Origin of the sequence: Pseudoalteromonas sp. T1lg75, assembly GCF_002964705.1 — a bacterium.
Lineage (GTDB): Bacteria > Pseudomonadota > Gammaproteobacteria > Enterobacterales > Alteromonadaceae > Pseudoalteromonas.
Genome location: NZ_PQCD01000015.1, coordinates 46784 through 59050, shown reverse-complemented (window position 1 = coordinate 59050; position 12267 = coordinate 46784). Strand labels below are relative to the sequence as shown.

Annotated in this window: 10 protein-coding genes and 1 pseudogene; 3 read left to right on the top strand and 8 right to left on the bottom strand. The window is 48.0% G+C overall.

The genetic code is table 11. The features are described from left to right. Positions 1–3: 3 nt before the first annotated feature. Positions 4–939, top strand: coding sequence for a hypothetical protein (locus C2M36_RS02885; protein ID WP_105253619.1), 936 nt, complete (start codon positions 4–6; stop codon positions 937–939). Here the strand turns inward: C2M36_RS02885 and C2M36_RS02880 are convergent. Then, positions 936–1340, bottom strand: a complete 405-nt coding sequence (locus tag C2M36_RS02880) for an acyl-CoA thioesterase (RefSeq protein ID WP_105253618.1) — start codon at positions 1338–1340, stop codon at positions 936–938. The genes C2M36_RS02885 and C2M36_RS02880 overlap by 4 nt on opposite strands. A gap of 28 nt (positions 1341–1368) precedes the next feature. Here C2M36_RS02880 and C2M36_RS02875 point away from each other — a divergent pair, with 28 nt between their 5' ends. Further along, positions 1369–2073 (top strand): 2OG-Fe(II) oxygenase, encoded by a 705-nt coding sequence (locus tag C2M36_RS02875; RefSeq protein WP_105253617.1) that lies wholly within the window; start codon positions 1369–1371, stop codon positions 2071–2073. Between the two features lie 57 nt (positions 2074–2130). Here the strand turns inward: C2M36_RS02875 and C2M36_RS02870 are convergent. The 4 genes and pseudogenes from C2M36_RS02870 to C2M36_RS02850 all read right to left on the bottom strand — a co-directional run bounded on the left by C2M36_RS02870 (position 2131) and on the right by C2M36_RS02850 (position 8157). Next, positions 2131–3368 (bottom strand): annotated as a pseudogene (locus C2M36_RS02870) (cysteine desulfurase-like protein). Between the two features lie 9 nt (positions 3369–3377). Continuing rightward, positions 3378–4010 carry a 2OG-Fe dioxygenase family protein gene (locus tag C2M36_RS02865; protein ID WP_105253616.1) on the bottom strand — a complete coding sequence of 211 codons (633 nt, stop codon included), beginning with the start codon at positions 4008–4010 and terminating at the stop codon, positions 3378–3380. Between the two features lie 233 nt (positions 4011–4243). Beyond that, positions 4244–6841, bottom strand: coding sequence for a bifunctional aconitate hydratase 2/2-methylisocitrate dehydratase (gene acnB / locus C2M36_RS02855; protein ID WP_105253614.1), 2598 nt, complete (start codon positions 6839–6841; stop codon positions 4244–4246). 260 nt (positions 6842–7101) lie between these two features. Beyond that, positions 7102–8157, bottom strand: a complete 1056-nt coding sequence (locus tag C2M36_RS02850) for an OmpA family protein (protein WP_105253613.1) — start codon at positions 8155–8157, stop codon at positions 7102–7104. A gap of 680 nt (positions 8158–8837) precedes the next feature. Between C2M36_RS02850 and trmA the strand changes: the two genes are divergently transcribed. Beyond that, positions 8838–9935, top strand: a complete 1098-nt coding sequence (gene trmA / locus C2M36_RS02845) for a tRNA (uridine(54)-C5)-methyltransferase TrmA (protein WP_105253612.1) — start codon at positions 8838–8840, stop codon at positions 9933–9935. Between the two features lie 50 nt (positions 9936–9985). Here the strand turns inward: trmA and C2M36_RS02840 are convergent, their stop codons facing one another. From C2M36_RS02840 to C2M36_RS02830, 3 genes are read right to left on the bottom strand one after another with little or no spacing between them, the layout of a single operon-like run. Further along, positions 9986–10618 (bottom strand): thiol:disulfide interchange protein DsbA/DsbL, encoded by a 633-nt coding sequence (locus tag C2M36_RS02840; RefSeq protein WP_105253611.1) that lies wholly within the window; start codon positions 10616–10618, stop codon positions 9986–9988. A gap of 16 nt (positions 10619–10634) precedes the next feature. Next, the gene (locus C2M36_RS02835; RefSeq protein ID WP_105253610.1) at positions 10635–11255 is read right to left on the bottom strand and encodes a thiol:disulfide interchange protein DsbA/DsbL; all 621 of its coding nucleotides are present in this window, start codon (positions 11253–11255) and stop codon (positions 10635–10637) included. A 34-nt stretch (positions 11256–11289) separates the two neighbouring features. Next, positions 11290–12267: a serine/threonine protein kinase gene (locus tag C2M36_RS02830; RefSeq protein WP_105253609.1), complete on the bottom strand. Its 978-nt coding sequence runs from the start codon at positions 12265–12267 to the stop codon at positions 11290–11292.

Here is a 12267-nt window from a genome sequence, read left to right as displayed (position 1 = left end):
ATCATGACGGCCCCCTTATTATTACGCCTCAAAGCAAAAACAGCCCGAAATACGAGAAACCTTAAACTAGGCTTTAAAAAATTTTGGCAAGCATTGACCCTGGCACAACGCCTGTACGCGGTCGCTTTGTTGCTCTCTCCCGTCAGTATCTGGCTGACAACGGCATGCACAGTGGCGGCTTTAACCATTGAGTTCTGGCCGCGCTTTCTTCAGCTTTTTCACTCACTTCCCGGTAAAGCCATTCTCTTACTGTTTTACGGTACCATAGCCAATTTTGTGCTGGCGAATGCAGCTGGCACGGTAAATGAAGTCACCGGCGTGGCGGCAAGCCATTTCGACTATACCCATAACTTTGCTATCTTGCTGTACCTGCCCAGTTGGATGTTAGCGCTTTCGGTTATCGCCTTGCTTCTTCTCCAGCTGGTGCTTCCCCTTTACATCTTGGTGTTACTCTTACTCCGACCTTTCCAGCGCTTTGGCTTGCACTTCTTGGACAGCACGAAACGACCCATTCAAACCGCCATAGCCCGCTTTGTTTTATGTGTTCTTGTCACGGCCAACCTAGTGGTAACCTCAGGGGATTTCAACAATGCGGGTGATGTCATAGATCAGGTCAGTGCGAGCTTTGAAAAAGAGATGAGTAAGGAGCAAGAACCCAATGCAGAACAAACACAAGAGGCACCGGCGACCATGCACCTTGAAGCAAACATTGCCGAGCCGGGCAAGGATTCCGACAAATGGATCAAAATCCTGGTTGCCCAGTTTGCCTACAATTGGGAGGCAGACAGCTTCTCGCGCTGCGCGAAAAGCAAAAATAGTAAGGTGGTTGAGCTCAATGATTATGAAATTGTTGAGCTCTTCGAGGATGAGCAAGCGCAGTATGGTGTTCGCTTTGAAACAAAACGGTGTGTGTCTCCGGCCTTTCCCGCCACTCCCTAACGCTCTTGCGCCGTCTCGAGATGCTGACTAAGTTGCGACTTTTCGTTTTCGCTTAAGGCTTGTGACGCTTTGTTTTCGAAGTTATAACGCACCATCACCGTCTTACCCTCGGCACAACACTGCCCATGCTGCCAAGCTTGTTGTTTGATCACAAAAGAGCTGGAGCCGATGCGCTCGATCATGGTTTTCACTTCCACTTCCTGGCCATAGAAAAGCTCGCCCAAAAAGGTCACTTCCACCTTAGCAACAATCAAGCGCCATTGATGTGGATTAAGATCTGGGGTAAAGATTTTAAAAATAGGCGTGCGGGCGGCTTCAAACCACACCGGTAGTACTGTATTGTTAATGTGCCCGAGGACATCCGTTTCACTAAATCTGGGCTGAACTTTTTCAATAAGCATAATAATTCCAATAGGTAAGGTTGCAGTCATGACAGACTTCATTGGCGTTTATGATAACGCGCTTAGTGACACTTTTTGTAGTCAGTTTATCGACCTGTTCGAGCAGAGCCCGCATTTGAAGCAGGGTACCACCTCTGGGGGCATAGATTTAAGTAAAAAAGACAGTAAAGACCTTTACCTCAATGCTCACCCAGAGTACCAGCAGCACTTGCAGCACATTCAGCAGGTCACCGCACAACACGTGATGCGCTATGTTGAAGAACATTTGTTTATGATGATTGGCGCCTTTGGCTTACAGGTCTTCCATCCAAAAACCGGTAAACCGGTGGCCCTGAACCAGGACAACTTTGAAGAAGTGGCGAAACCGCAACTGGGCACCTTGATGCAACAGCTGTTTCGTTTAGGCAGTATTCAAGCGCAGAAATACGAGATCAATAAGGGCGGGTATCCTTACTGGCACAGTGAGGTCTATCCGCAAACCGGCCACAACGAAGCCTTGCACCGAGTACTGCTGTTTATGTTCTACTTGAACGATGTCAGCGAAGGCGGCGAAACCGAGTTTTACTATCAAAACCGTAAAATCGCCCCAAAACGCGGCACCATGGTGGTCGCACCGGCCTACTTTACCCATACCCACAGGGGTAATAAGCCCTTGTCGAATGATAAGTACATTCTTACCTCTTGGGTGTTATTTAATCGCGCCGAGCAAATCTACGGCCAACCACAAAAATAACCCACCGCCCAAGATCAAAAAAGGCTGCCTAGGCAGCCTTTTTAACAGAGCGCAGCGCTATGAGCCGAGTAGCTCGCCGAACAGGGTAAATAAGCGGTCGATTTCTTCGATGCTGTTGTAATGCATACAACCGATACGTACCACACCGCCTTTGTCCATTACACCTAATTGCTCACACAAACCCTGGGCATAGAAGTTACCGTCCCATACACAGACATGCTGCTTGCCTAAGAACTTGGATACCTGACGTGGCTCTAAGCCATCAAAGGTAAGGGCAAAGGTCGGCGTACGCTCGGCCAAACGCTCCATATCATCAATACCGAATAGACTGATCTGCGGAAATTCTTTTAGCCGTGCAAGGAAGTGCTTGCTTAATGCCATTTCGTGCTCTTTGCTGTTGGCAAATGCCGCTTCAAGACGCTGACGACGCGGCAGTTGCGCATCCAGGCCGCTCAACGAAGCAATATAGTCAACAGCGGCAACCACACCGGCCAGGCCTTCGAAGCTTTGCGTACCCGTTTCCCAACGACCCGGTACTACATCTTTCGCCGGCTCTACCTTGTATGGGGTGAAGTTTTCCAAATGCTCACGCTTACCATAAACAATGCCTACATGGGGGCCGAAGAACTTATAGGCCGAGCAGGCAAGGAAATCACAATCCAGTGCCTGCACATCCACCAGCTCATGTGGAGCATAGTGAACCGCATCCACGTACACTAAGGCGCCATGCTGATGCGCCAACTCGATAATACGCTTCACATCATTGATTGAGCCCGTGGTGTTCGACGCATAGGTTACGGCGACCAGCTTGGTATTGGCATTAAGCAATGACTCGAAGTGCGCCATATCCAGGGTGCAATCCGCTTCGTTAATACGCAGCGCATGCACAGTGGCTCCTTTATCCTCGGCGGCCTGACGCCACGAAGACACATTGGAGAAGTGATCCGCATTGGTCACTATGATCTCGTCGCCACTTTGCCAGCCGCGTGAAATAGCGCGACTAAAACTAAAGGTCAAACTGGTCATGTTAGCGCCGAAGACGATTTGCTCCGGGCTTGGGCTGTTAAGCAGGTCGGCAATGGCCTGACGGGCTTGGCTCATCACCGCCACGGTTTTATCGCTGGAGAAAAACGCGCCGCCCAGGTTTGAATTGTAAAAACCCAGGTAAGCCGCCATGGCATCCAATACCGATTGGGGGACTTGTGCGCCACCCGGGCCATCAAAAAGATTGGCGATTCGCCGTTTACTTGCTGCATTAAGGCTGGAAACTGGCTACGTAGAGAGACTAGATTCATCATCATTCCTTACGCAGTCAGCACAAAACAATCAAGGTAGCCGATCTTCGACTCATCCAGCTTATTCATGGGGGTGGCGTTGTGCCACACCTGGCGATCGTCGATAAGTGCGAACATGCCGTCTTTGATTTCCATCTTGAAACACGGCTTGGCTTCTTTGTGCTCATACACCAATAGCTCGCCACCGGCGATGTTTTCATGAGACACACCGCATATACACACATGGTCAAAGCCATCCTGATGAATACCTTCTGGAGCCGGCGGCGTATCGCTGTCGATGGCCAACATACGGAACTGGTGAATTTCGATATCACGATCGGCGTCGATACCTGTCATGGCAATAAACTCGGCCACAATGCGCTTCATGCCTTCGCTGGCGAGCAAGTCTGCGTCGAGGTTTTCGTAGGTACGCTCAACATTGCCCTGGAAGGTATTGATGGAATCATCTTGTACAAAGGCTTTAGTAGGCTGAAGGGTGAGTTCACCCTGTTGCACCTTGATCACTGAATAACGACGCTTACGGAAGGCACCATCGGCATAGGGGTTATCGGGAAGATGGTCGAAAGAAGGCTTTACCGCGTCAATATGAGACTGGTCAATGAAACGAAGTTGCAGAAGGTTCTGGTTATTTAACGAAGTCATAAAGATCCTGCCTTGATAAGAAAATTGGCGGGGATTTTAAGCTATTTCCGTCGCAGGTTTGATTTCATTTAGCGACAATTTTGATATCAATTTGAATAAAAAAACCTTTAAATTTAAGTTTAAAGAATTACACATTAACAATATTAAAAATTACGAAAAACCATATTCTATTTTAACGAATTTTAAACATAAAAAAGCCCGCCAGGTAAGCGGGCTTTTATCACCAATGCTGATTACACGGCTTGCTGGATAATCACGTTATCCGCTTTCTTCGTGTATTGAGGCATCTTGTGGAAGTTCAAGTAACGGTACGTATCAGCCGCTGTTGCGTTGATCTTCTCCGCGTATTCTTGATATTCCGCAGGTGTAGGCAGCTTACCTAGAATTGCGGCTACCGCTGCAAGCTCGGCAGACGCAAGGAATACGTTTGCACCTGTACCTAGACGGTTAGGGAAGTTACGAGTAGAGGTAGAAACAACCGTTGCCTTATCAGCAACACGTGCTTGGTTACCCATACACAATGAACATCCTGGAGTTTCGATACGCGCGCCTACACGACCGAAGATACCGTAGTAACCTTCGTCGGTAAGTTGGTCTTTATCCATCTTAGTAGGTGGTGCAACCCAAAGTTGGGTTGGTAGACGACCACCGAAGTTGTCTAGCAGCTTACCAGCGGCACGGAAGTGGCCGATGTTAGTCATACATGAACCGATGAATACTTCGTCGATCTTCTCGCCAGTTACGTCTGAAAGAAGACGTGCGTCATCCGGGTCATTAGGAGCACAAAGAATTGGCTCTTTGATTTCCGCCAGGTCAATTTCAATTACGTGCGCGTATTCTGCGTCTTTGTCGGCTTCCATAAGCTCAGGGTTAGCCAACCACTCTTGCATCGCGTTGATACGACGCTCGATAGTACGTACATCACCGTAGCCTTCAGCGATCATCCACTTAAGCATAACGATGTTTGACTCTAGGTACTCAGAGATAGACTCTTTGCTTAGCTTAACGGTACAACCTGCGGCTGAACGCTCGGCAGAGGCATCTGACAGCTCGAACGCTTGCTCAACGGTTAGGTGCTCAACACCTTCGATCTCTAGTACGCGACCAGAGAATTCGTTGATCTTACCCTTCTTCTCAACGGTAAGCAGGCCTTGCTTGATACCGTAGTAAGGAATTGCGTGTACTAGGTCACGTAGTGTGATGCCCGGCTGCATTTCGCCTTTGAAACGTACTAGTACCGACTCTGGCATATCCAGTGGCATAACACCTGTTGCCGCTGCGAATGCAACCGCACCAGAACCCGCTGGGAATGAAATACCTAGAGGGAAGCGAGTATGCGAGTCACCACCTGTACCTACGGTATCAGGAAGAAGCATACGGTTTAGCCATGAGTGGATTACACCGTCACCTGGACGTAGCGATACACCACCACGGTTCATGATGAAATCAGGTAGTGTGTGGTGCGTGTTTACGTCGATAGGCTTAGGATACGCAGACGTGTGACAGAAAGACTGCATAGTTAGGTCAGCAGAGAAGCCAAGACAAGCAAGGTCTTTCAGTTCGTCACGAGTCATAGGACCTGTGGTATCTTGCGAACCAACCGTGGTCATCTTAGGCTCACAGTATTGACCAGGGCGAACGCCAGGCATGTTACATGCTTTACCAACCATCTTCTGAGCCAGGGTGAAGCCCTTACCAGAATCGGTAACAAGAGCAGGCTTACGGAAGATGTCTTCGGCTTCCATACCTAGAGATGCACGTGCTTTGTCTGTTAGACCACGACCGATGATTAGTGGAATACGGCCACCGGCGCGCACTTCATCAAGGATCACGTCTGACTTCATCTTGAACGTAGAGATAACTTCGTCGGTACCGTGACGCTTAACCACACCTTCATACGGGTAGATATCGATTTGATCACCCATATTCATGTCATCAACGTTCAACTCGATAGGTAGTGCACCTGAGTCTTCCATGGTGTTAAAGAAGATAGGAGCGATCTTACCGCCTAGACATACACCGCCAACGCGCTTGTTTGGTACGTGAGGAATATCATCACCCATGAACCAAAGTACCGAGTTAGTCGCCGACTTACGTGATGAACCCGTACCTACAACGTCACCTACGTACGCTAGTGGTAGACCCTTGGTTTTAAGCTCTTCAAGCTGGGCGATTGGACCGATTTCACCGGCTTTATCTGGGTTGATACCATCGCGCTCGTTCTTAAGCATAGCCAGTGCATGCAGTGGGATATCCGGACGAGACCAGGCATCTGGAGCAGGAGAAAGGTCATCTGTATTAGTTTCACCGGTTACCTTGAACACGGTTACAGAGATCTTCTCTGGCACAGCCGGCTTCTCAAGGAACCACTCGGCGTTTGCCCAAGACTCGATGACTTGCTTAGCAAATTCGTTACCCGCTTTGGCTTTTTCTTCTACGTCGTAGAAGGCATCAAACATAAGCAGGGTGTGTGATAGGCCTTTAACGGCGATCGGCGCTAGCTCAGCGTCGTCTAACAGACCAACCATAGGCTCGATGTTGTAACCACCTAGCATGGTGCCAAGTAGCTCTGCCGCTTTTTCTTTATTAATTAGTGGCGACTGCGCTTCACCTTTTGCAACGGCGGCTAGGAAGCCCGCTTTTACATAGGCGGCGTCATCTACGCCAGGCGGTACACGGTTAACAAGAAGGTCTAGGATAAACTCTTCTTCACCGGCAGGTGGATTTTTGATTAATTCGATCAGGTCAGCAGTTTGCTGAGCATCTAATGGTGCAGGCACAATACCTTGGGCTGCACGCTCTTCAACATGTTTACGATATTCTTGAAGCACAATTATGCCCTCTTGGTGACGTGAAAGTAGCAGACTTCGACGCGTCCATACTACTTATAGAATTTTGACACGATAGCAATTATAAAGGCTTTAAAGATAGAAGAAAATTGGCGTCGCCGCCTAGTAGCAAAATAGTCGCTATAAATGGTGTGAATGTAAGAGGCAGGAAAACTATATACCTGTGAATGTTGAGTAATAATTATTTGCAAAAAGCCCGGCATCCGCCGGGCTTTTCATTATAGGTTGGTAATAACCTACTATTAGTTACGTTTGATGCTTACACGCTCAGTAACTGAGATGTGCGCTTCAACGCGACGGTTTTCAGCGTGAGCTTCTTTGGTGTTTGCAGGGTTAAGCAAACGCTCTTCACCCATACCAACGGTCTCAACACGAGAAGCCGAGATACCATCATTGATTAGTTGCTTAGCAACGCCGTCAGCACGCTTCTTAGAAAGCTTTTTGTTGTAACCGGCATCGCCTACCGCTGAAGCATGGCCTTCAAGTAGTACGTTAGTTTGCGGGTACTTATTCATGAAATCAGCTACTTTCTGGATATCATCCAAGTAACGCTGGTTTACGTCAGAGTTGTCGTGCGGGAAACGCACTAACAAGCTAACCTTGTCACCCTTTTCCATGTAACGAGTACAACCAGACGCATCTACTGCATCTTCCATAGGTGTGTTTGCACACTTATCGTTGGCATCAAGTACGCCGTCTTTGTCCGTGTCTTTTGGCTCTGGCTTAGGAGCAACAACTACCGGTGCTGGCTCTACCTTTTTAGGCTCGGGCTTGTCACCGAAGTGGTAGCTAACGCCCAGTTTTAGACCGAAATCTGAGTGGTTCTGGTTTAAGCCTTCGTAGTAATTGGCTTCACCGAAGAATGCCCAGTTGTAAAGAAAGTGGTTACGGAAACCGAAACCTAGGTTCGCCGCGTTAAAGTCGTCATATACGTCAAACTTCTTCGCACCTAGTACACCATAGAAAGTGTCGTTGAAGTGGTACAGTACATCGGCACCGTAACGCTCACCGGTTTTATGGTTATTTGTGTTTTCTTTATCAAGTTCCAGGGCTGCAAATTCTAGACGTGCAGTCCAGTACTCGTTGAAGCGGTAGCCTACTTCGATACCTGAACCGAAAGACTCACCAAGAGCTACATTGGCAGGGGTTGCGCCCTGAATGTTATCCCAGTCAGCCCAGAAGTAATCGGCAAACACACCAATGTGGATACCTTCGTGAGGGTTTTTATGTTCTTCAGCAACGGCCGCTTGTGATGCCATTGCTAATACGATAGCTGCAGAAAGTGATTTGATTTTCATTGTTTCCATCCCATTTTACGATTATCGATTATGCACATTAAGGCAAGGTCATTTACATGCTTAATGCGCCAAGTAAGGGGTCCATCTTGTGCCTCTTACTTAGTTATATTCCGATGATTCATTAATCTATCAGCCGACATTTCTTGCTTTTATCGCAGGTGCTATACACACCAGGTCTAGATCCGAGCTAACAGGTTCCAACACATCTACATTGTAGACTAATTAAGTAACTTCGCTTCTTAACTTAATCAGGTAGGTTATATTAAAGCATTATGTTCCTGAATATAAGATGATTTTAGTATAAAAGTAGTAAAAATCCCGGCACTTTGCAAAGTGCAATTTATGAGCAAAGCCACTTATCACCGGCCCTGTCCAAGAACTGGGGTTTATTTAACCGCAGCCGTTAAACCTCAGTACCAAATTTGAAAACATGCACCTAACGGAGGTAATAACGGCTAATAGCGATTAGACCCGTTTGCCAGGTTTATTCATTAAATGCATTTCGACACATTAGTTTACACGCAAGGTGTTCAGGTAGGATAAGGCCCTTGCTAAACCCTTCAGCCCTTGGGTTCGAAAACAAAACTGTAGAAAAAACGCACAAGAATATGGCACTTGTTACTGGACAATTGGGCGCAGCTACCTACAATAGCGGCGCACATACATTAGTAGAGGTTTTCATGCCAGTAATAGAAATCGACGAGTCAGGGTACGATCAGCAATTAGCAGAAAAAGAAGAGCGCATTCTTGCCCAATTTTCTCGCTTTGGTGTCAATAAGTTAGAAGTATTTGCCTCGGTCCCGAAACATTACCGGCAACGTGCGGAATTCCGCGTCTGGCACGATGGCGATGACCTTTACCACATTATGTTCGATCAACAGAGCAAAGAAAAAGTGCGCGTTGAGCGCTTCGACCCGGGTGCCGAGCTGATCAATGAGCTAATGAGCGCTATGATCGCCGAGCTCAAAGATAACGAGGTGATGCGCCGTAAGCTGTTTCAAATCGATTATCTAACTACCCTTAGCGGTAACGCTCTGATCAGCCTGCTCTACCACAAGCCGTTAGATGAGCAGTGGCTAGCCGCAGCACAGGAGTTGCAAACCCGACTGCAGCGACGCTTTAATGTCGAGCTTATTGGTCGCGCCCGCAAACAAAAGCAGGTACTGGCCACTGATTACGTGATTGAAGAACTTGAGGTTAATGGTCACAGCTATACCTATCAGCAGGTAGAAAACAGCTTTACCCAACCCAATGCCAAGGTTAATGAACGTATGTTGGCCTGGGCTCAGGATATCTGCGCCCCCTTGAGCAATGACCTCCTTGAGCTCTACTGTGGAAATGGTAACTTCTCAATCGCCCTGGCTGGTTCGTTTAATCGCGTACTGGCCACGGAAATTTCCAAGTCATCGGTACACTCGGCGCAATATAATATTGCCGCCAACAAGGTCGAGAACCTGGATATTATCCGTATGAGTAGCGAAGAGTTTACCCAGGCAATGCGTAAGGAACGCACCTTTACCCGCTTGGGCAATATCGACCTGCATAGCTATGACTGCCAAACCATATTGGTCGATCCACCGCGGGCCGGCATGGATGAGCTGACCTGTAAGCTTACCAGCGAGTACGACAATATCATCTATATTTCCTGTAACCCGGAGACCCTGGAACGCGATCTGGAGATACTGACGCAAACCCATGAAATCGCCCGTTTTGCTATTTTTGATCAATTCCCCTACACCCATCATGTGGAATCCGGGGTCTACCTAACACGTAAATAAAGACATAAAAAAACCGCATCAAGATGCGGTTTTTTTATCATGGGCTGTACTTACTTCTTGGCTAAAAAGTTGATCAGCTCGGCAATATCTTCCGGCTCGGTAACGCCAGAATCACGGCCTAAGATCAAACGATATTTACCGTTTACGATAAAGGTAGGCACGCCTTTAAGGGCACCCTTTTCTTTATAGTATTCTTGATCGCGCTGCATCTTTGAGGCTTTAGTGCGTACCGCAAAGCCTTCAAATAACTTGTCGAACTTTTCGGCATCAACGCCATTGGCCACAAATACGTCTTTCACATCGGCCACTTCATTAAACTTGGAGCGCTTGTTGTGAATATGGTTAAAGATGGCGGCAACCAATAATTCTTTTTCTGGTAAAACACTGGCCGTTGCCAGCGCTTGTGAAAGCATATCCTGGTTTTCCGGGGTGCGGCCACCCATAAAGTTTACATGGCTGCGCTTAAAGCTCACGCCTTCGTTAATTTTAGGCTTAACATCTTTAAGCAAGCCCTCGTAGGCGTTACAAGCCGGGCAATAGAAAGAAAAGAACTCTTTTACTTCCGGTTTACGGCTGGCACGCTCGGAGACCACTTCATAATGAGTACCCTCTTCGAACTGAGCTGCCAATGCTGTCAAAGGTAATGCCAGCACCATTAGGGCTAGGGCGATAAACTTCTTCATACCTTTATTCTCCAAATTATTTTTCTAAAAGGTGGTTAACGAGCTCATTAAGCTCTTGTTGCGACTTCACAGTGTGTACGTGCACCTTGTATTTGTCGTTAACAATAATGGTAGGCACGCCCGTTAGGGCACCAGCCTTGGTATAGGCTTCTTGTGCTTCCAGCGCCGCTTTCTCACCGGCTAATACCGGCATGCTGGTCGAAAGCATGGCATAACGCTCGGCGCTAATTCCCTGCTCTGCCAGTAATTTTTCTACCGCTTGTTGAGATTGCAGGGGCTCACGTTGAAGGTGAATACTTTTGAAAATAGCGGCGGCAACCTGCTCGCCCTTACCTTCTTGTTCGGCAATCAGGTAAGCCGTAGTCAGGCGATTTTGCGCCGCTTTGTCTAACCGTAAAAAGTTTACATGGCTTTTAATCAAAGGTACGTCTTTTGGCAAGGCGCCCTTTAGCGCATCGACCGCCGGCTCAAGGCGATAGCAATGAGGGCAGTAAAAAGAAAAGAATTCGGTTACCTTGTCATTTTCTGAAGCCTTGGTGTCGAGCACTTGGTAATGCTCACCGGCTTTAAAGTCCGCAGCCCAGGCGGCTACGGGTAAACAAAGTAGTAATAACGAACGTGTTAGTGTTTTTATCATAATCGTCTCTTTTAAATTCAATTTGGCTGCGCGCTTATGGCATCAATTTAAGCGCAGGCTCGTCCAACGCCGCCAGTTGCTCTTTTAATGCCAGAGTTTGCTGCTCCCAGTATTTGTCTTGTGCAAACCAAGAAAAGTTCCGTTCAAATGCCGGGTCCTGCCAACGTTTGGCAATCCAGCCCATATAATGCACCATACGCATGGCGCGCATCGGCTCTATCAAGCGCAACTGGCCGTGCTCAAAATGAGCGAATTCCTCATAGGCATTGACCAGGGTATCAAGCTGAATCAGCTGACTGTGCCTATCACCACTGAGCATCATCCATAGATCCTGTATTGCCGGACCCTGACGGCTATCATCCAGGTCAACAAAGGTCAGCATATCATCAGCAGACCTGAGAATGTTGCCAGCATGGCAGTCGCCATGCAAGCGTATAGTATCAACACTCTGGTATAAGCGGCTAGCTTTGTCGATAACCTGTTCGAGCACGGTGTAAAAAGGTAAAGACATTGCCTCACTTACCAAATTACTGTGCTGCAAATGAACCTTGGCTTGATGAAGGTATTCGTCACACCCAAGTACCGGCCGCGAAGCAAAGGGTTTTGCTGCTGCGACCTTGTGCATACGGCCGATTAAACGCCCAAGCTGTTCAAGTTGGTCGAGGTTATCCATCTCAAACTGGCGCCCCCCGACGCTGGGAAATAGTGTAAAGCGATAACCCTGATGTTCAAACAGTGTCTGACCTTCTATGCTCAGCGGCGCCACCACGGGTACCTCGGCCTCTTGAAGCTCGGCACTGAAGCTGTGCTCTTCCAGGATTTGCTCGTTGCTCCAACGCTCGGGACGGTAGAACTTTGCGACGTAGCGACGCTTGTCCTCGGCCATAAACTGATAGACGCGATTTTCGTAGCTATTGAGCGCCAACAGGCCCGACTCGGCGTAGATGCCCACCTCATCGAAGGCATCCAAAATGGTATCCGGGGTTAAAGAGGCAAAACTAAATTCACTCAC

Coding starts and splice junctions, on each gene's coding strand:
- C2M36_RS02885 (WP_105253619.1), top strand. CDS start 4: ATGACGGCCCCCTTATTATTACGCCTCAAAGCAAAAACAGCCCGAAAT.
- C2M36_RS02880 (WP_105253618.1), bottom strand. CDS start 1,340: ATGCTTATTGAAAAAGTTCAGCCCAGATTTAGTGAAACGGATGTCCTC.
- C2M36_RS02875 (WP_105253617.1), top strand. CDS start 1,369: ATGACAGACTTCATTGGCGTTTATGATAACGCGCTTAGTGACACTTTT.
- C2M36_RS02865 (WP_105253616.1), bottom strand. CDS start 4,010: ATGACTTCGTTAAATAACCAGAACCTTCTGCAACTTCGTTTCATTGAC.
- C2M36_RS02850 (WP_105253613.1), bottom strand. CDS start 8,157: ATGAAAATCAAATCACTTTCTGCAGCTATCGTATTAGCAATGGCATCA.
- trmA (WP_105253612.1), top strand. CDS start 8,838: ATGCCAGTAATAGAAATCGACGAGTCAGGGTACGATCAGCAATTAGCA.
- C2M36_RS02840 (WP_105253611.1), bottom strand. CDS start 10,618: ATGAAGAAGTTTATCGCCCTAGCCCTAATGGTGCTGGCATTACCTTTG.
- C2M36_RS02835 (WP_105253610.1), bottom strand. CDS start 11,255: ATGATAAAAACACTAACACGTTCGTTATTACTACTTTGTTTACCCGTA.